Annotated in this window: 18 protein-coding genes and 1 pseudogene; 10 read left to right on the forward strand and 9 right to left on the reverse strand. The window is 63.6% G+C overall.

The window, feature by feature from the left end:
* Positions 1–44 precede the first annotated feature (44 nt).
* Positions 45–932 carry a phytanoyl-CoA dioxygenase family protein gene (locus FHU31_RS10825; RefSeq protein WP_167158145.1) on the forward strand — a complete coding sequence of 296 codons (888 nt, stop codon included), beginning with the start codon at positions 45–47 and terminating at the stop codon, positions 930–932.
* Positions 933–952: 20 nt separating this feature from the next.
* On the opposite strand, the gene FHU31_RS10830 is transcribed toward FHU31_RS10825, so the two are convergent.
* The gene (locus tag FHU31_RS10830; protein ID WP_263988036.1) at positions 953–2008 is read right to left on the reverse strand and encodes a GGDEF domain-containing protein; all 1056 of its coding nucleotides are present in this window, start codon (positions 2006–2008) and stop codon (positions 953–955) included.
* A gap of 333 nt (positions 2009–2341) precedes the next feature.
* Between FHU31_RS10830 and FHU31_RS10835 the strand changes: the two genes are divergently transcribed.
* Positions 2342–3214 (forward strand): GNAT family N-acetyltransferase, encoded by an 873-nt coding sequence (locus FHU31_RS10835; protein ID WP_167158157.1) that lies wholly within the window; start codon positions 2342–2344, stop codon positions 3212–3214.
* Here FHU31_RS10835 and FHU31_RS10840 read toward each other — a convergent pair.
* Positions 3165–4349, reverse strand: a complete 1185-nt coding sequence (locus tag FHU31_RS10840; protein WP_167158159.1) for a geranylgeranyl reductase family protein — start codon at positions 4347–4349, stop codon at positions 3165–3167. The two genes, FHU31_RS10835 and FHU31_RS10840, sit on opposite strands and share 50 nt — an antisense overlap.
* 128 nt (positions 4350–4477) lie before the next feature.
* On the opposite strand from FHU31_RS10840, the gene FHU31_RS10845 reads away from it, so the two are divergent.
* From FHU31_RS10845 to FHU31_RS10865, 5 genes are all read left to right on the forward strand, one after another.
* Positions 4478–5233 carry a TetR/AcrR family transcriptional regulator gene (locus tag FHU31_RS10845; protein WP_167158161.1) on the forward strand — a complete coding sequence of 252 codons (756 nt, stop codon included), beginning with the start codon at positions 4478–4480 and terminating at the stop codon, positions 5231–5233.
* A gap of 78 nt (positions 5234–5311) precedes the next feature.
* The gene (locus FHU31_RS10850; RefSeq protein ID WP_167158163.1) at positions 5312–6784 is read left to right on the forward strand and encodes a flavin-containing monooxygenase; all 1473 of its coding nucleotides are present in this window, start codon (positions 5312–5314) and stop codon (positions 6782–6784) included.
* A gap of 114 nt (positions 6785–6898) precedes the next feature.
* A complete protein-coding gene (nrdF, locus tag FHU31_RS10855) occupies positions 6899–7861 on the forward strand; it encodes a class 1b ribonucleoside-diphosphate reductase subunit beta (protein WP_167158165.1) in 963 nt (320 codons plus the stop codon).
* A gap of 117 nt (positions 7862–7978) precedes the next feature.
* The gene (locus FHU31_RS10860; protein ID WP_167158167.1) at positions 7979–8269 is read left to right on the forward strand and encodes a hypothetical protein; all 291 of its coding nucleotides are present in this window, start codon (positions 7979–7981) and stop codon (positions 8267–8269) included.
* Between the two features lie 162 nt (positions 8270–8431).
* On the forward strand, positions 8432–8785 hold the full coding sequence (locus tag FHU31_RS10865; RefSeq protein ID WP_208410198.1) for an LppA family lipoprotein: 354 nt from the start codon (positions 8432–8434) through the stop codon (positions 8783–8785).
* A gap of 92 nt (positions 8786–8877) precedes the next feature.
* Here FHU31_RS10865 and FHU31_RS10870 read toward each other — a convergent pair whose 3' ends face one another.
* Genes FHU31_RS10870 through FHU31_RS10880 form a run of 3 tightly spaced genes read right to left on the reverse strand, consistent with a single transcriptional unit; the run spans position 8878 to position 10728 of the window.
* Complete coding sequence (locus FHU31_RS10870) at positions 8878–9318, reverse strand: hypothetical protein (RefSeq protein WP_167158169.1); 441 nt, start codon at positions 9316–9318, stop codon at positions 8878–8880.
* The gene (locus FHU31_RS10875) at positions 9305–10150 is read right to left on the reverse strand and encodes a hypothetical protein (RefSeq protein ID WP_167158171.1); all 846 of its coding nucleotides are present in this window, start codon (positions 10148–10150) and stop codon (positions 9305–9307) included. The genes FHU31_RS10870 and FHU31_RS10875 overlap by 14 nt, the downstream gene beginning before the upstream one ends.
* Positions 10147–10728, reverse strand: a complete 582-nt coding sequence (locus FHU31_RS10880) for a hypothetical protein (protein ID WP_167158173.1) — start codon at positions 10726–10728, stop codon at positions 10147–10149. The genes FHU31_RS10875 and FHU31_RS10880 overlap by 4 nt, the downstream gene beginning before the upstream one ends.
* Before the next feature lie 453 nt (positions 10729–11181).
* Here FHU31_RS10880 and FHU31_RS31845 point away from each other — a divergent pair, with 453 nt between their 5' ends.
* Positions 11182–11370, forward strand: a complete 189-nt coding sequence (locus tag FHU31_RS31845) for a helix-turn-helix domain-containing protein (protein ID WP_263988044.1) — start codon at positions 11182–11184, stop codon at positions 11368–11370.
* A 100-nt stretch (positions 11371–11470) separates the two neighbouring features.
* Here FHU31_RS31845 and FHU31_RS10890 read toward each other — a convergent pair whose 3' ends face one another.
* Positions 11471–13393, reverse strand: coding sequence for an AAA family ATPase (locus FHU31_RS10890; protein WP_167158175.1), 1923 nt, complete (start codon positions 13391–13393; stop codon positions 11471–11473).
* Positions 13394–13876: 483 nt separating this feature from the next.
* Positions 13877–15154: an AlbA family DNA-binding domain-containing protein gene (locus FHU31_RS10895; protein WP_167158177.1), complete on the reverse strand. Its 1278-nt coding sequence runs from the start codon at positions 15152–15154 to the stop codon at positions 13877–13879.
* Positions 15155–15204: 50 nt separating this feature from the next.
* On the opposite strand from FHU31_RS10895, the pseudogene FHU31_RS32170 reads away from it, so the two are divergent.
* Positions 15205–15270: pseudogene (locus tag FHU31_RS32170) on the forward strand (hypothetical protein); the annotation flags it as partial.
* A gap of 40 nt (positions 15271–15310) precedes the next feature.
* Here the strand turns inward: FHU31_RS32170 and FHU31_RS10900 are convergent.
* Positions 15311–15943, reverse strand: coding sequence for an SOUL family heme-binding protein (locus FHU31_RS10900; RefSeq protein ID WP_167158179.1), 633 nt, complete (start codon positions 15941–15943; stop codon positions 15311–15313).
* A gap of 261 nt (positions 15944–16204) precedes the next feature.
* On the opposite strand from FHU31_RS10900, the gene FHU31_RS10905 reads away from it, so the two are divergent.
* Complete coding sequence (locus FHU31_RS10905) at positions 16205–16396, forward strand: hypothetical protein (RefSeq protein WP_167158181.1); 192 nt, start codon at positions 16205–16207, stop codon at positions 16394–16396.
* Here FHU31_RS10905 and FHU31_RS10910 read toward each other — a convergent pair.
* Complete coding sequence (locus FHU31_RS10910; protein WP_308206738.1) at positions 16386–17876, reverse strand: sensor histidine kinase; 1491 nt, start codon at positions 17874–17876, stop codon at positions 16386–16388. The genes FHU31_RS10905 and FHU31_RS10910 overlap by 11 nt on opposite strands.
* Positions 17877–17898 lie beyond the last annotated feature (22 nt).

Here is a 17898-nt window from a genome sequence, read left to right on the forward strand (position 1 = left end):
CGGTTTTACCTGGTCAACACACATGCTCGGAAATACTTGCAGCCATGACCGTGCTGAACCATGTTCCGGCCACCACGTCAGCGACCGACCTCGCCGGCCATCTGCGCCGCGACGGCTATGTCATCGTCGACGATCTGGTTCCGGACTCGTTGATGGACACCATCGGTGCCGAACTGGCGCCCTACCTCGACGCGACACCGATGGGCTACAACGCGATGATCGGCCGCAACACGCGGCGTACCGGAGCGCTGATCGCGCGCTCGCCGGCCTGCCGCACGCTGGTCCAGGATCCGACCATTCTCGGTGTGTGCAAGGACTTCCTGGGACACGCGAGCGCTTTTCAGTTGATGCTGACCCAGGTGATCTCGATCGAACCGGGGGAGTCGGACCAGGCGTTGCATCGCGACCAGAATGCCTTCGATTTCTACCCGTTTCCCGATGACTATCACGTCCAGTGCAACACGCTGTGGGCGATGACGGACTACACCGCGGAGATGGGTGCGACCCGGGTGGTACCGGGAAGTCAGGTCGGCGACAAGAAGCCGACCGACTACGCCGACGTCGAGTGCGTACAAGCCGAGATGTCGCGCGGGTCGGTGCTGCTGTATTCCGGCAAGATCGTGCACAGCGGTGCCGCCAACCGCAGCGACCGGGTCCGCCGTGCCATCAACATCAACTACTGCGTCGGCTGGGTGCGTCAGGAGGAGAACCAATTCCTTTCGGTACCACACGAAGTCGCGCGCACACTCGACGACGATCTGCTGAAACTGATCGGCTATCAGGAGGGTGCGTGGGCGATGGGCTACTTCCGGGACTTCGAGGATCCGCTGCGTGCGATCCGCGGTGACGAGGTGGCCTACGGCTTCGACGCGGCCAAGCTCAACGGCGATGCCGGTGCGGCATTCGCCGACCAGATCACGCACAGTCAGTGAGGGCGCGGCGTGAAGCGTGCTCAGATCTGACGGATTGCGTTGCCGCCGACACGTTTCGCATCGAACATCGCCTCGTCGGCGCGCGCGATGGCGTCATCCAGCACGACGGCCGGATCCGCGTCCGGAGCCGGAAGGTACTCGTGGGCCACGTTGGCGACACCGAGGCTCGCCGTGACACAGGGGTATTCGCCAGAAGCGGCGATGGCGTGTCTGATCCGCTCGGGTAATTCGTCGGCCAGGTACGGGTCGGCAAGGTGAACGACGACGAACTCCTCACCGCCGATCCGGGCTACCAGCGCCGAGCCGTTGTCGACCGTTGCCACGATGCGCCGGGCGCATCGGATCAGCACCTCGTCGCCGGTGGCGTGGCCATACGTGTCGTTGATGTCCTTGAACCGGTCCAGGTCGACGACGATCACGGTGAGGGCAGCCGCCGCGCTGTGATTCATGATCAGCAGTCCTGCGAAGTGCAGGTGGAGGCCGCGACGGTTGAGAAGCCCGGTCAGCGGGTCCGTGACCGATTCGTTGGCATCTCTCCGCAATGTGCAGATGCCGAGTTGGATGCCCAGCGGCGTCAGGATTGTGGGTAGCGCGGCGCCGAGGATGGTGGCGGCCAGGCTCGCTCTGGTCAGGTGGTCGTCGACGGAGAGCTGGGTGATGAAGGAGGTCGTCGCGGCGAGGATCAGTGCGGTGTGCAGGGTGAGTGCCTTCGCTCCGTCGAAGAACGACAAGTACGCGGAGACGAGCGCGAAGCAGTTGAGCGCGAACAGCCCGGAGGACCAGGTGGGGCCGACGAGGGCGACCATGGTGATGCCGAGGTCCGCGGAGAGGACGAACGCCCGTGACATGCGTTGCGAAGGCCATGCGCGGGTGCACCATACGACGGCCCACCCACTCGCCAGCGCCACGAACAGCCCGAGGGCGACGTGCGCCGAGGACGAAGTCCGTCCGGCGCCGGGCAGCAGCACGGCCAGCGCTATGAGCGCCATCAGACCTGAACCGGTCCCGATCAGCATGCGTATCGCGCTGGCCAGCGAGCGGCGCGCGAAGTACTGCACCTGTCCGGGGTAGTCCACGGGTTCGCGCCACCATGTGGCGACACCTCGTGCGAACACCCGACAGCTGCGAAGAACCCCTACCACGACCCCGCTCTCGTTTCGGCGAGTTGGCTGCCCGCAACCTTCGCTACGAGTGACCAGTCAGCAACCAACAGGTGACTGAACTCTGGTCGATGGTATGCGCCGTGGGCGGGCCTTACCCGGGCGGGGGCTTCCGTTTGGGCAAAATTGCGCGAGCGTCAGTAGGGTGCCACGCGCTCAGCCGTCGGCGGCCCGCATCGCCTCGACTCCGCCCCACACCGGGCGAATATTCGCTGGCGATTGCCAGCTTCCGTCGCCACTCTCGTAGGTATGAAGGTTCGACTCCATCCGTCCGAGCGCGAGTTCGGTGCGGTCGTCGATGTGGTGTATCGCCCCGACCCGGTGGCCTACACGGTCGAGCTGACCACCCTCCGGCTGCCCGCCGCCGATGGTTCGCGGATTCTGCTGTCGGTCGCCGACGGCGACGCCGCGATCGGCGCGGCGGTACAGGTGAGCAACGCCGCGCTGCTCACCAGTGGACTGGCCCCGGCGCACGCCACCGATGTCGCCGCGGCACTGGCTGCAGATCATCCGCACCTGCCCGCCGTCCGTGGAACGCGGTGCAGCTCCACGGCGTTCGTGACGGCGTGGAGTGCGCTCACGGGGGCCGCAGCCGAGCTGACCGACGTGGAGCCGCTGTACCGGCTGGTCGACCTCGCGGCGCCGACCGGGGTTGCGGGGGAGAGCCGGCTCGCGGTCGGCCGCGAGGTGGAATTGCTCGTCGACTGGCTCGACGCGTTCTTCGTCGAGGCGTTCGGCTTGCCATCCGACCGAACTGCACGACGGGCCTACCTGGACGAGATCGCCGTCGCCGACGGGGACATCGTGGTGTGGACCGCCGGATTGGCTCCCGTCAGCATGGCGCGCGTGCACGCCCCGCTGGCGGGCGTGTCCCGCATCGGCCCCGTCTACACGCCGCCGGAGCACCGCGGGCACGGCTATGCCGCGGCGGTGACCGCCGCGGCCGCCCGGCATGCCCACCAGCGGGGTGCCGACGAGGTCGTGCTGTTCGCCGACGCGGCCAACTCGGTCGCCAACCGCGTCTACCAGCGGATCGGGTTCACGGCCGTCGACGAGCACCTGCAGTACGCGTTCACACCTTGTGGTGGTCGGGACCCTGTGCCTTCTTGTACAGCGACTTGAGCAACCGGTCCCGGAACGCCGCATTGTCGATCAGCTTGATGCCGGCGTCGGCGACCTTCGGGTATCCGATGAGCTTGTGCATATAACGGCCCCGGCGGTACTCGCGGCCCCACGCGGCTTCCATCCGCTGCGCGTAGTTGGTGAAGTCGTCGGGGCCGCCGTTCTGCAGCGCCGCGATGGCGCATTCGCCCGCGGCCAAGCCGGATTCGAGCGCCTTGGAGATGCCCGCCCCGGACGCCGGCTTGCCGGCCCCCAGAGAGTCGCCGGTGAACAGCACGCCCGGGCGCCACGGCGGCCACGCGGTGAAGCCCATCGGCAATCGCCACGCCCGCACGCTCTTGTTCTTCTTGAGCTCCTCGATCGGCGGCAGCTCCCAGTCCCGGGGCAGTGAACGCAGGAACTCGCCGAGGAACTGGGTGGCGTTGATGGATTGCCAGTTCTTGTAGCTGTTGACGTAACCCAGCCCGATGTTGAACACGCCGTTGCCCATCGGGAACACCCAGCCGTAGCCGGGCAGCTGGTCACCCTGGAACTGCAGCTTCAGGTAGATGTCCATGCTGTCGCCGTCGGGACGGTTGGCGGGCATCTCCGAGCGGATCGCGATCGCCGAGTACCCGTTGTACTGCGAATCCAGCTTGAGCGCCCGCTTGATGGGCGAGTACGCGCCGTCGGCCGCGATGACGGCGTCGCCGAACACCTTCTCCCCGCTCTTGAGCACGACACCCACGACCCGGCCGTTGGCGTCGAACTCCGGGCCGGCGACCTCGGCGCCCTGGCGCACCTCGGCGCCCGCCGACTCGGCATGCTTGAGCAGCTTCAGATCGAGGTCGGTGCGGCTGGCGGTGTGACCGTGATCGGGCATCCCGGGGCGGCGCGGAAACGACAGCTCCCACGCGCTCGGGCTGTACACCGTGACCTTGTTGATCCGGTGGTATTTCGCCACCTCGTCAGCCAAGCCCATCTTCTGCAAATAACTGACCGCGCGTGCGGTCAATCCGTCACCACAGGGTTTGTCCCGGGGGAAATCCGCCTTGTCCAAGACGATCACCCGAGCGCCCGTCTGCGCGGCCTGCCATGCGGCCGCTGAACCAGACGGACCCCCACCTGCGATGACCAGGTCGTATCTGGCCGTCATCTTCCGCCTCGTTGAAAGGGAGTGTGTCCGATCGATGTTACCGAAGCTATTCGTAGCTGATCTGCCGGCGGATCGCACTCGGTGCGCGCGGAGCAGGTCAGAGACGGCCAGCCCGGTACAGTAGGTGGGTGCGCAGACCATCTCTTCCCGCCATTCCGCTGCCCGGTGGGCAACCCGGAGTGAAGGTCGATGCGCGCAGTGAGCGGTGGCGGGAGCACCGCAAGAAGGTGCGTGCCGAGATCATCGACGCCGCATTCCGGGCGATCGACCGGCTCGGCCCCAACGTCAGCGTCCGGGAGATCGCGGAGGAAGCCGGCACCGCCAAGCCGAAGATCTACCGGCACTTCACCGACAAATCCGATATGTTCGCCCAGATCGGCGAGCGCATGCGCGACATGCTGTGGGCTGCGGTCATCCCGTCGATCGACATCGAGAAGGATTCCGCCCGCCAGATCATCGGCCGGGCCGTCGAGCACTATGTCGAGCTGGTTGACCAGCACCCCAATGTCGTCCGCTTCCTGCTGCAGGGCCGGTTCGCCGACCAGTCGTCGGCGGCGATGAGCACGGTCAACCGCGGCCGCGACATCACCCTGGCCATCGCCGAGATGGTCAGCGGCGAGCTCGAGGACATGCATCTGGACCCCGAGGTGTTCGAGCTGGCCGCCTTCGCGCTGTTCGGAACCGCGGCCGCGGCCACCGACTGGTGGCTGGGCGCCACCGACGAGGGTGTGCGCCGCATGCCGATGGACAAGTTCGTCGCGCATATGACGACGATCATGATGGGCGCGGTGAACGGCACCGGGGAACTCGTCGGTGTGGTGATCGACCCCGACCAGCCGATCAGCAGCGCCGTGAAGCTGCAGCAGATCGATCTGCGCGCCTGACCTGGGGTTGTTGCACCCCGGCGCGCGCAGTCTGAATACTGGTACCCGGTACCGCCGTTCCGGGAAAGGGCGTGAGCTATGTCGGCCGTCGTCACGCGCGCGCTGATCATCGGATCCGGGTTCTCCGGGCTCGGCATGGGAATCGCCCTGCAGAAACAAGGCTTCAAGGGCGACGACTTCCTGATCCTGGAGAAGGCCGACGAGATCGGTGGCACCTGGCGGGACAACACCTACCCCGGGTGCGCGTGCGATATCCCGTCGCACATGTACTCCTTCTCGTTCGAGCCGAAACCCGACTGGACCCATATGTGGTCGTTTCAGCCGGAGATCTTCGACTACCTCAAGGGCGTCACCGCCAAGCACGGGCTGCGCCGCCACATCCGGTTCAACACCCACGTGGATCGCGCGCACTGGGACGAGGGCGATGCGCGCTGGCATGTCTTCGACAAGTCGGGGCAGGAGTTCATCGCGCAGTTCCTGATCTCGGGGGCGGGCGGGCTGCACATCCCGTCGATTCCCGAGGTCGAGGGTGCCGACACCTTCACCGGCGCGATGTTCCACTCCGCCCAGTGGGATCACCGCGTGGACCTCGCCGGCAAGCGGGTGGCGGTGATCGGTACCGGTGCCAGCGCCATCCAGATCGTGCCGGCGATCATCGACCAGGTGGCCGGGCTGGATCTGTACCAGCGCACCCCGGCCTGGGTGATGCCCCGGCCCAATAACGCCTTCCCGCAATGGATCCGGAAGCTGTTCACCTATGTTCCGGGCACCAGGGCGCTGATGCGTGCGGGCATCTACTGGATTCACGAGGGTGTCGGTTTCGCGATGACCAAGCAGCCGCGGCTGCTCAAGATCGGTGAACTTCTGGGCCGCTGGAACATCAACCGCAGCATCAAAGATCCCGTCCTGCGCCGCAAGCTGACACCGAGCTACACCGCCGGGTGTAAGCGAATCCTCAACTCCGACACCTATTACCGCGCGATCGCCGACCCGAAGGCCGATGTCCTCACCGAGGGCATCGCCCGGATGACACCGACCGGCATCGTCACCCGCGACGGAGTCGAGCAACCCGCCGATGTCGTGGTGTGGGCCACCGGCTTCCATGTCACCGACTCCTACACCTATGTCGACATCAAGGGCGCCGGTGGCGAGGACCTGGTGGACCGCTGGAACAGGGAGGGGATCGCCGCGCACCGCGGTATCGCCGTGGCCGGCATGCCCAACCTGTTCTTCCTGCTGGGGCCCAACACCGCGCTGGGACACAACTCGGTGGTGTTCATGATCGAATCGCAGATCCGCTATGTTGCCCAAGCCATCGCCGCCGCCGACGCGGCCGGAGCCAAGGCGTTGGCGCCCACCCGGCGCGCCCAGGACGATTTCAACACCCAGTTGCAGCACGATCTGGCCGGCACCGTGTTCAACACCGGTGGTTGCCAGAGCTGGTACCTGGACGCCCATGGTGTCAACCGCACCCTGTGGGGCGGGATGACCTGGCAGTACTGGCTGGCGACCCGGCATTTCGAGCCCGCCGAGTACGAGTTCAGCCAGTAGTTCGCGCGACACGACACCACAAGTGGTTGTGTTGCGCCGCGTCGCAGCCCCCCAGTTGTAGTGTTGGGGCAGTACTCATCACGTTTCGAATTGGGGTCCAAGGTGTCCGATGGAATGAAGCTGATCGACCGGGTCTCGGCCATCAACTGGAACCGGCTTCAGGACGACAAAGACGCGGAGGTGTGGGACCGCCTGACCGGCAACTTCTGGTTGCCCGAGAAGGTGCCGGTGTCCAACGACATCCCGTCCTGGGGCACCCTGACCGCCGCGGAGAAACAACTCACCATGCGGGTGTTCACCGGCCTGACCCTGCTGGACACCATCCAGGGCACCGTCGGCGCCGTCAGCCTCATCCCCGACGCGCTGACCCCGCACGAGGAAGCCGTCTACACCAACATCGCGTTCATGGAGTCGGTGCACGCCAAGAGCTACAGCAACATCTTCTCCACGCTGTGCTCGACGAGCGAGATCGACGAGGCGTTCCGCTGGTCGGAGGAGAACCCGAACCTGCAGCGCAAGGCGCAGATCGTGATGGACTTCTACAAGGGCGACGACCCGCTCAAGCGCAAGGTGGCCTCCACGCTGCTGGAGAGCTTCCTGTTCTACTCCGGGTTCTACCTGCCGATGTACTGGTCGTCCCGGGCCAAGCTGACCAACACCGCCGACATGATCCGGCTGATCATCCGCGACGAGGCCGTGCACGGCTACTACATCGGCTACAAGTACCAGAAGGGCCTGGCCCTGGTCGACGAGACCAAGCGTCAGGAACTCAAGGACTACACCTACGAGCTGCTCTTCGAGCTGTACGACAACGAGGTGGAGTACACCCAGGATCTCTACGACGCCGTCGGACTGAGTGAGGACGTCAAGAAGTTCCTGCGCTACAACGCCAACAAGGCCTTGATGAACCTCGGCTACGAGGCGCTGTTCCCCAAGGACGAGACCGACGTCAACCCGGCGATCCTGTCGGCGCTGAGCCCCAACGCCGACGAGAACCACGACTTCTTCTCCGGCTCAGGCTCCAGTTACGTGATCGGCAAGGCCGTGGTCACCGAAGATGAGGACTGGGACTTCTAGTTTTCCCTGCTCAGAGCAGTATTCTGAGCAAAAGGCGGACTGGAAACGGTCCGCATTTAGCGTTCGCTGGGACTGTGGCGGCGAGGCTTTTGCCCACATTTCTCTACAGTGATCGGCGTGGCGGTGGTCGCTGCGTACGACACCAAGCAGGGCGAGCTGGAGCGACACAAGAGCCACCTCAAGCCGTCTGGCTACGTAGTGATGGAGACAACGTGGCGAGTGCGCGTGCAACCGCGCTGGGGTCGCGTTGCCTTGGTGGACATCAAGCCCACCGCCGTGCAGTCGTGGATGGCTGAGTTGGGCCAGTCCACCGTTGAGCGCAAGGCCATCGGTGCCGCCGCGGTGAAGCGTGCCCACCACGTGCGCCTAGATGACCTCGCACCCCAGCGATCCCACACCGCCGACTGAGCGCCCTCATCTGCGCGGTCTCGCTCGCCCTACTCGCCACAGGCTGTCACGTGAAAAATCCCTATAAGCCAACGGAACCCACGGACGTAAGCAAGGCCGCGACCGCGTTGACGACTCTGCCGTCTCTGGAGGACACCTAGACCCAGGTCGAAACCGTCGCGCTTGGCCATCAGATCACCGGCCATTGCACCAGAGGTGCTCTTTGAGTGGCGGCGCGAAGACAGCAGGAGCGGCTGCAACCCGCCATACGAACAATCTGACGGCGAGCAGGTTCTCCTGCGGAACTACGTCTCGGACACGCCAATCCCGGAGCAGAGTTGGAAGCAGGCCTTTGACTTGGCCCAGCAAGCCGCCCGCTCCCTCGGCGCGACGACTCTGACCGTCTTCAAGGACGCATCAAACAATCACGATCTGCAGTTCAGCGGTGAAACCGGGACCATTTTGCGGTTCGGCTCACAAGCCGCAGCGCTTATCACCTGCAGCACCGGCTGCAGACTGCCCGCCGCGAAGAAATAGGCCACTGGCAAGTCGCTTCGCGCACTCGCGCCCCGGCGCGCTAGCTTCCGGCCACGGAGCTCGACCGGTCAGTCGACTACCAGAAGTTTCGCTTACTGCTTCCACTCGGTGAAGCGTCGCGACGGGACTTGGGCCAGCATGAAGTCTTGGTCGCCATCGATAAATCCGATGAGAAGATCGCGTGGCTCAATGAGCCGATTGCCCTCGGCATTCGTGGTTAGCGGCGGATCGATATGGTCCACAACGATCGCAGGCACTGATTCAAGCGGGAACCGCCTGTTGCGCATCATAGGCTTCCATTGTACGAAGTCGCCTGCACTGAACTGCTGAACGTCCTGATAATGGGCGAGAGCTTCCGACAGAAGTGTCGGGTAGTCGCTGGATGTCGCGACCGCCGCGTACTTCTGCTCCGCCATTTCTTGTCGTTCGTCCAGAAAGTTCTGAAAGGCAACAAGATCAACGCCTTGCTCTACTGGCGCTTGTGACTCAGGCTTAGGCTTGGAGGCGGGATCGGTCTCGTCAGACGCGCTCATCAAGCACTCCCGCATCCTCAACGATAGATGCGAGCGAGTCGCCGCGCCGCGGCAGCTGCAATCTAGTGTAGAAGTCGTCCCACTCGAACTGCGAACCTCGCTTGCTTCGCACCATCAGCAGCACCTTCAACGCGCCGATCGTCTCATCGTTTCGGGCCAGTCCTCTCTGCGGGAGTACGGCTCCGTTGACGTCCAACAGGCGGTCGCTTCGAACAAAAGTGCGCAGCTCGCCGAATTGCGTATCGAACTCTTCGAGGTTCGCGAACGCGCCACTCCGAACGGCCCGTTCGCGCTCAAACTCATATGCTTCGTAGTCATACTGCTCGTGGTAGAAAAGCGCAGTGTTTAGGAAGCGTCGTGGTTCTGCGGTGTTTTCGATCGCGAGATACAGCTCCAACGTCGTCTGCGCCTGCCCAACCTCTCGTTCCATCGGCTCCGTAAGGTAGCGGTATAGATACGCCGATAACCGTCCTGCGTTGTGATCCCGCCAGCGCCGGAGTTCTGAGGCTTTACCCGTCCGCATCCGGTGGCCCTGGGCGGTCAGAGTCCAGGTTGCCGCAAACCGACGAAGCACCACATCGGTGATGGAGCGGGCGACGAGGTGCCTTCCTGCGAACCAGATAACGTCACCAGGAGCCCAACGCTTCGCCAACTCGGGAGTGCACTTGTGCACAAAGTCGAGATCACTAGTATCGATCGCGATTCGATCGCCGCCTGAAGCTGGGTAGCGGAAGAGCCCCTCAGCATCCTCCGCCACGGCATCCATTGCCACCAGGTTGCCATCGTTGCCATCGATGTCGCCGATATAGCCAAGAAGTACTTGCTCGTTCACGCTGTGAGCTCCCTTCTTAGAAAATCAAGCATTCCAATCGCGGCATCATCTAGCTCCGCACTGTAAGCGTAGACGTCCCGCATGTGCTGCCGACCTTCGCGCTTCGTGACTAGGTCAGTGTCACGGACCCAGTCGATATAGGGCTCCCGCTTGCCTTCAGAAAAGTAGACTTGCCGAACACTGACGGGCGATTCCTCGTAGTCTTTCGCCGGTATCCGCCCTTCCCATGTCCAGACGCGGGCGTCGCCGCTACATCCCTCCAAGGTAATCTCAGGCACCGCATGTACGGTAGGAGTTTTGCCGTCGGCGTAGTCAGTGGGTGACTCAAATGCTGTGGCGAGCCAAGCTGCCATGGGGTCAACGTACTTGCGGCCTACATATGTGTGGTTTGTGACGAACTCGGCGGATTTTCCGGGGTCGAGGGCGGGCGATACGGCAATCTTGTCACCCTTCGCGAGAGCGCCGGTATCAAACGGGGTGGTGAACGGGCCGTCGCACGCCATCTCAACTGGTAGCCCACTTGCGATCGTGTTCGAACCAAACTTAGGCACGCAGCGCCCAACGAAGAAGTAGGTCATGGGCTCCTGGAACTCTAGGACGCGCTCAGCTTCCAGGGTGGTTTCGCCACTTGGGAGACCCCATCGACCCGTGAGTCGACGGAACAAAAGCTCTTGCCAGCTGAGCGGGTGCCGATCACCTTCGCGCACAGGCCGCATGCCCTGCACCCACGAAGGTCGAGTCGGCGTGCTTGAAGCGCGGCTCGACATGGGCGGATACTACATGGATCGCGCTCCTCGGGCGCTGGACTCTGATGGGCTTGGTCGATGGACACCCTCGCCATAAAGGTTCGGTCGCCGTGCGGACGCTCAAATCGCCGCCCTGAAGTCACGCCCATCGTGAAGGGTCAATCGATGGTGCGTTGGGGGATCGTCAGGGGTACCGCGCGTCTCGAAAACGATCAACTCTGAGACACCGGCGTCCTGGGCTCCCTCGCCGAGTACGAGCGGGAGCTGATCAAGGAGCGGACCGCGCTGAAGCGGGCGGCGTCTCGGACCAACGGCACCAAGTTCGGGCGGCCCCGGAAGGTCGACGACGCCGAACACATCGCTACCGTCAGGCGGATGAAGGCCGACGGACACACCGCCAAGGGCATCGCCAAGTACCTCGATGTCAGCCGGGCCACCCTTTACCGCTACCTTGGCGACCGTGCTGCCATATGAGTCATCCACCCGTCCCTGGCAACCGCAAAGAGCAACAGATTGAGTGGCGGAATGCGAAACGGTCCGGTTCTTTCGATGCGCGGAGTCGGCCGGTATCGGGCTACTGAGCCTGCCCTCCGAACACTGCCGTCCATTCCCGATGTAATCGTTGAAGCACTTCTCTTGCGCCGGGAGCGAGTTCGAGATGCTCGGGGCTGTTTATCGGCCCGTAAGCGATTGCGACGTGGCCTGGTGCCTTGCGATCGACCCGTACGCTCCACTCCTCAAGAAATTTGACAACCGGCTTGCCTTGCCCGAGATCGGCCTCTGTCACTTGTTGACCGCCACCCATCAAGGTGTTCACAGCCTGGACAAATGCGGCTCGGCTAACGAGGTCTTCGCTCGCCCAGCCTGATGGGAGACGAAAGATGCGGTCCTCGCGGACCCCGGAGTCAATCAATAGTTGGGCATACGTGTCACCCTGGGCGTCGCCGTCTGTCAGGTAGACAACCTTGGCGGCAACTTCTTCGACGCGCATATCGTAGGTATTCGCAGCCGCGAGACCTGGCGCTATCTGGTATGTCAGATCCGAAAGACCGGTGGCCATTCTGATTAGCGTCGGGAGAAGGATCATGTCGGCTGCGCCTTCTGCAAGCACAGCGTGGCGGCAGGCCGAGAACGCCGCAGCTGACGCGCCCATTGCATACAGCAGAGGAGCAAACCCTGGTTCTTGGTTAGTCCAAAAGTCCGAGCGGATCTCGCTCGCATTCTGGCGGCGCGGATCTCTACGCAACAGTCGGATTCCGGTGCCAAGGTCAGTTGGAAGGCACCCAGGTGAGTGCGTCGTGTAAAAGACCTGGGTGGCATTGATTTGCTTCAGCAGCGCGCCCACGAGATCGGCCTGAGCGTCCAGGTGCAAGTGGGTCTCGGCCTCATCGATTAGCAAAATTGGCGGAATATCCAAACGCTGTGCGGCGAGGAAAGTCGCCAGCGCGACGAATGTACGAAGGCCGTCGCTTCGCTCCTCGATGTTTGTTACGGGACCCCCTCTACGCATCTCCTTGAACAGGACTTCGAGCGTTGACTCGGTGACCTTTAGGCGGACCGTCAGTTCGGACTGGTTCCACGCTTGTGTGAAGAAGTCTTCCAGTCGCTCGTTCGCCTCTTCGATGTAAGACTCCCGGTTGCTGCTGTCGCCCCGCTCGACGAAGCTCCATAGCCGGTTGAGATCCAGGTTCGCGATCCTGAGCACGTTGGCTAGGGCAGGCTGTGGATTAGCCCGGGTTTCTCCGTCAATAATTGGGTGGGACGTCGACAAGACACGATCTGCATCGCGGAACGCCACAAATTTTGGTATTCGTGAAAGCACGCGGGCTCGGGCAGCTTTGGCCGGGTGAGGCGACTGAGCGACATGGGTGACTTGCCGCAACAACTCTGCGGCCTTTTCGTCGCGTGGCTTCCCGCTTCTGCTGGTCGGTGATACTGATTCGAGCCACGTACTCAGCAAGTCGCTCGCTGAGCTGATCTCATCGGTCCAGACTCGGTTGGGGTCTTCGAGCGCCCGGGTGACGATCTCGAGCCAGGATTCGGGAGTCCCGTTCTCCGCGCCTTCTTCTGATTCACCGGAGAACTGGGCAGACAACTTGCGATGAGTGCCCTCGAGTCGTTTGGTGACGTCCTCGAACGGCGTCGGATTTCGGGTTGGTTCGGGGAAAACGCCCAGACGGAACGAGCCGTCCGCATGCTTCTGTATCAGCGCCGTTTCGGGGGGTGTGGCGAGGTCAAGGTCGGCGAGTTCGGCTTGGTCAGACTTGTCGAGTTCGAATTTCGCCTCAACAACCACCCCGCTCGGCGGCGATGTTCGGTTGGCAAAGATCGGTGATAGTGGATCTTCGAGATCATTCGTTAGCCACTCCAAGCCGTCCAGCAGGGTGGATTTACCAGATTCATTCGATCCGACGAAAGCAAGTATCGGGCTGTCTGTGTTGCATCCGGTGTTGGCGAGACGCTTGAACCCCTCAAACCGTACTCGTATGCAGTGCATGCACTTCCTCGCTAGTTCGCATGGTTGCGTACCCCATAACCCTGAAGAGCCGGGGACTGAATGACCAGATTGCCAGAGTCAACGAAAACTCGTCGGTGTCGCATTACGTGTCGGGCTCAGTAGGTCGCAGATGTCTCACGTAGCGCCGGTATGCGCCTCGATCGCTCCGGCAATTTTCACGGCACATAACGACACGGGGACGGACTAAACGCAATGGTGCAGACCATTGCCAACTTTCATATGGAATATTGCCGACCTGCTGAAGGGGGCGTATTAGCCCAATCAGTAAGGCGACCGTGATCTTGCCGTTCACTATCCTGCGTCGTTTGAATTGCATCCTGGAGCACACCAAGGACGAGTGTTGGCTGAGTTTAAGGTGTGGGCTGAACTCGACCTAGCCGTAGTCCGCAAGTCGCGACCGTGATGCCCGGAGTCGTCTATGCGGACCACCGCGCGAGGGACGTGGTGCCATCGCATCCTCAACTACTTGATCGCCGCGTCGTCGTCACTCTGCTTGATTAGGTGAAGGAACTTCACGCCGCCCTGGTTGATGCAGTCCAGCGCCAAGTCACCAACCTGCTGGCAGAAGCGGTCGTCATCGTTGGGACGGACTTCTACAGTGGCTTCGACCGGAATGAACCGATGAATCGGCACCGACCCGTTGAACTCGTCAAGACCGTACGCGCCATGGCGATACAGGGTGAGGGGCTCCGCTCCGTGCCACGGCAGTCCGATACGGACTTCGTACTCGACTGCGCCGATTCTTGTGCCGACTGAGCGGATCAGTGCCATGAAGTCCGAAACGGCGGCTTCGATGACCTGTTCGCTGATCTGCCACGCTTTGTGTGTGGGGCTTTCGCCGTGGGGCACGGGGTTCCTATAGCGGCCTCCTACAACCGCCGCGAGGGTGACCGAGCCGTCGAAATGGACGCTGATCCACGACTCGGCGGACCGAACGCTGTCCGTGATCTGTGTGTTTGGTGCGATCCAGCGGCGTAGTCCTGGGCGAGGGTTCTCACGGTCCACAAATTCCAGTGGGTGTGCGGTGGTGCGCGGGGCGACCGCGAGGGTGTACTTCTCGGCGTCCTTGAAGATGTTTCGGGCTTGCTCTTGAGACCATCGAACGGTCCTCGAAGCACCACTTTTCGGGTGAGCGACCGCGATGAACCATGCTCGATCGGCGGTGTCGCGGTCGGTCGAAGTCTCGTCGTATAGCTCGTATAGATATGTGGACGGGTTATGTGCCGCGTCGAATCGAGCACGATACTGCGCAGCGACTTCACGCTCGCGCATCCATACGGTGTCGGCGTTGTTGCGGATTGGCGCTCCGAAGTATTCACCGCGATAGATGAGATGCGGACCTTCAGTGCTAGATGGCACCACCACGACAACGGCGCGGTTTCCGTCCTCACCTACCTGGATCACATTGAGTCCGAACAAAGGTGGGCTAACCGCACTTACAGCGATCTGATGCAGGCTCCGTTCGTGAGCCTCGGAAAGTTCCCCGGTGTCCCTCCGTCCGTTCGCTCTCTTCTGGTTCTCTGTAACGCCGTAGACGATGACTCCGCCGCCGCTGTTCGCCATAGCGGTGATGTCTTTTGAGAAGTCAGAGTTCTTGAGATCAGCCGCCGCTGGCAGTTTGGACTTCCAATCGAGATCGTCTGCCTCCTCGATTTCACGTTCAACGGCGGTGTCAAGCAATTCGACTGTGATCGGACCGGGCGGAAATCCCAGAGCACGGTGCAGGGCAGTGAACATCATGATTCAGACGTTAGCCACAAGCCAGGGTCAGAATCGGGATTGCGGAGCGCGGCTCGGGTTCGAGCTACGTGATCGGCAAGGCCGTAGTCACCGAGGACGAGGACTGGGACTTCTAGTCACGCCAGTGGCGGAAGCGATCGGGTCGCGCCGGCACGCTCACGTGACCGGGATGGCGATTTCGTTGCGGCGACGGCACGGCAGGGTCCACGGCGGGTCGTAGAACCAGGCGGTCGCCTCGCCGGCCGGTTCGAAACCGGTCTCGCGCAGGATGTTCCGCAATTTCTCGGTCTGTTCGGCGACCCTCCGGGTCCCGTAGCCGCCGCTGAACCTGAGGACCGCGTACTTCTCCGGCGCAACCACCACCAGCTCGACACGGTCGTCGTCGGGTTCCGGCAGCGTCTCCAGAGTCCACTGCGACGGCATGAAGAAGCGGATGACCCATTCGCCCGCGTCACGGTGCTGGGCGACCGGCGCCGTCATGGCGATGCTGGTGCCGTTGGCCCGTCCGGTCTGCACCGCCACCGGAGCGGTCATCGAGATGCTCCGACTGCCGTGGTTGGCGCCGAAGATGTACTTGGCGAGCCGGCGGAACCCGGTGGACCGGGCTTGCTCCTCGGCAAGCGCGGGCACCCTGGTCTGGGCCGCGATCCGTTCACCGTACTGGCGCACCTGCGCACCCCGGGCCAGCTCGACGGCGTCGAACCGCGGTTCTTCGAGACCGAACCTGATCCCGGCCACCGAGCCGATGGTCTCCACCAGCTGCTTGGCTACGGTCTGCACATCGGCCATGGCAACTCCTTTCCCGGAAAGCGGCTGCCGGCGTCGTCCACCCGACAGATTCCCTAGATATTCGGAGTCGACCGAGGGCCGGATTGCGTGTCGACGGTGACTGCTGTCGTCACCCGGGGCCCGCACCGGCCGAAATTGTGTTTGTCGTCACTGCCAATCGGGCACTTCTCAGGGAGTTCACGGGTTCTATTGAAGGTCCTCCTCCATTGGGGGCGGAACCTCAATGGTGACGGTTGAACGACCGGCACGAGGAGGACAGACATGGCAATGAACAGAGTCGACACCAATGTCGTCGAACTCGCGCCCCGCCGCGCCCGCCAGAACATGCGCGCGCTGCTCCAGGCCAAGCGCCGGCACCCGTCCTCGATCGGCAACGTGGCGATGGCACGTCCGACCCCGGCGCCCGCGCCGGTGTCCGAGCACATCTGCCAGGTGCTGCCGTTCAAGCGCTGAGCGGGATCCTCGCGGTGACCGTGGTACCCGTGCCGACAGGGCTGACCACGCCGAACTCACCGGACAGCGCCTCCACTCGGTCGCGCAGACCCACCAGACCCGACCCGGCGCCCGCCACCGCACCACCGGCCCCATCGTCGCTCACCGACAGCCGCAGGGTGGTGTCATCGGCGACCACACACACCGTGACCGCCTCGGCGTTCGCGTACTTGGCCGCGTTCGTGAGGGATTCGGCCACCACGTAGTACGCGGCCACCTCGACCGACTCGGGTAGGCGCCCCGTCACCCGCAGATCGAGTTCGACCGGGACGGGGGACCGGCGCGCCAACGTCTTGATCGCCGGGGCGAGCCCGCCCTTGGACAGAATGGCCGGATGCAGGCCCCGGGACAGCTCCTGCAAGTCCGCATACAGCCCGGCCAGCCCCTCGATCGACGCCGTCAACTGCGCACGCATGGCGCCGTCGGCGCCGGCTTCGATGGCGCGCAGCTGCAGGCTCAGCGCGACGATCCGTTGCTGTGCGCCGTCGTGCAGGTCCCGCTCGAATCCGCGCCGGGCCTGGTCGGCGGCCGCCACGATGCGGGCCCGCGACGCGGTGAGCTCGGCGCGGGTCTCGGCATTGGCGATCGAGGTGGACACCAGGTCGGCGAAATCGCGAATATGCGCTTCGGTGTGCTCGGGGATCGCGTGTGCTGCCGGCCAGGCGACGATGAGCGCGCCCCGGATCTCGCCGTCCACGATCACCGGCGCCCCGGAGCCCGAACGCATCCCGTGGTTGCTGAGTGCGGTGGCCACCTCGCCGGTCGCCGTGCTGTAGTCGTCGATACGGGCCGCCGCCCCGGCACTGCGGATCCGGGCACTGACATTGTCACCCTGGGTCGAGAACCGTTGTCCGACAGCGAGAATCCCCGAATCGCTGGCAGCGAGCACCACCGCGTGTTCGTCGGATTCGTAACGCAGCAGCGTGACGTGCTCGGCCCCGAGACTGTGCGCCAACTCGGAGACGGCGACGTCGTACACATCCGAGGAGGCCGCGCCGCGGGCCACCAGCGTTGCCACCCGACGCAGCGCGGCCTGCTGATCGGCCAGCGCGGAGGCCTCACGGCGGCGTTGTTCGGCCTCCGCGGTACGCAGGCGCGCCTGTCCGACGAGCACATTGGTCACCAGGGCAAGGGTGAGGAACACGCCGACCGCTGGGGCCAGGGTGTCGCGGCCGTCCAGATGGAAGTAGACGTAGACCAGTGCGCTGGCCACCGACGTTGCCAGCGCCAGCCCGAACCCCCACCCGGCCGACACCACCAGCACCCCGAGCAGGAACACCGCGCCGAACGCGTCGTCGGGTGCCACCTTCTTGAGCGCCAGCACCAGCAGCGTCTCGGTCACGATGAAGGCGGCCGCGACGACGATGCCCCAGCCCACGGGCCGGGCGGTCGGCCGCACGATCATCGCCAGGAGCCGAGTTGACCACGAACGCCAGTTCACCCCGCAGATGTTATTGCGGATG

Source organism: Mycolicibacterium fluoranthenivorans, from assembly GCF_011758805.1.
Lineage (GTDB): Bacteria > Actinomycetota > Actinomycetes > Mycobacteriales > Mycobacteriaceae > Mycobacterium > Mycobacterium fluoranthenivorans.

Excerpts from the sequence above, each read along its gene's own strand:
- FHU31_RS10825 (WP_167158145.1), top strand. The coding sequence starts at position 45 with ATGACCGTGCTGAACCATGTTCCGGCCACCACGTCAGCGACCGACCTC.
- FHU31_RS10835 (WP_167158157.1), top strand. The coding sequence starts at position 2,342 with ATGAAGGTTCGACTCCATCCGTCCGAGCGCGAGTTCGGTGCGGTCGTC.
- FHU31_RS10840 (WP_167158159.1), bottom strand. The coding sequence starts at position 4,349 with ATGACGGCCAGATACGACCTGGTCATCGCAGGTGGGGGTCCGTCTGGT.
- FHU31_RS10850 (WP_167158163.1), top strand. The coding sequence starts at position 5,312 with ATGTCGGCCGTCGTCACGCGCGCGCTGATCATCGGATCCGGGTTCTCC.
- nrdF (WP_167158165.1), top strand. The coding sequence starts at position 6,899 with ATGAAGCTGATCGACCGGGTCTCGGCCATCAACTGGAACCGGCTTCAG.
- FHU31_RS10870 (WP_167158169.1), bottom strand. The coding sequence starts at position 9,318 with ATGAGCGCGTCTGACGAGACCGATCCCGCCTCCAAGCCTAAGCCTGAG.
- FHU31_RS10880 (WP_167158173.1), bottom strand. The coding sequence starts at position 10,728 with ATGACCTACTTCTTCGTTGGGCGCTGCGTGCCTAAGTTTGGTTCGAAC.
- FHU31_RS10890 (WP_167158175.1), bottom strand. The coding sequence starts at position 13,393 with ATGCACTGCATACGAGTACGGTTTGAGGGGTTCAAGCGTCTCGCCAAC.
- FHU31_RS10895 (WP_167158177.1), bottom strand. The coding sequence starts at position 15,154 with ATGATGTTCACTGCCCTGCACCGTGCTCTGGGATTTCCGCCCGGTCCG.
- FHU31_RS10900 (WP_167158179.1), bottom strand. The coding sequence starts at position 15,943 with ATGGCCGATGTGCAGACCGTAGCCAAGCAGCTGGTGGAGACCATCGGC.
- FHU31_RS10905 (WP_167158181.1), top strand. The coding sequence starts at position 16,205 with ATGGCAATGAACAGAGTCGACACCAATGTCGTCGAACTCGCGCCCCGC.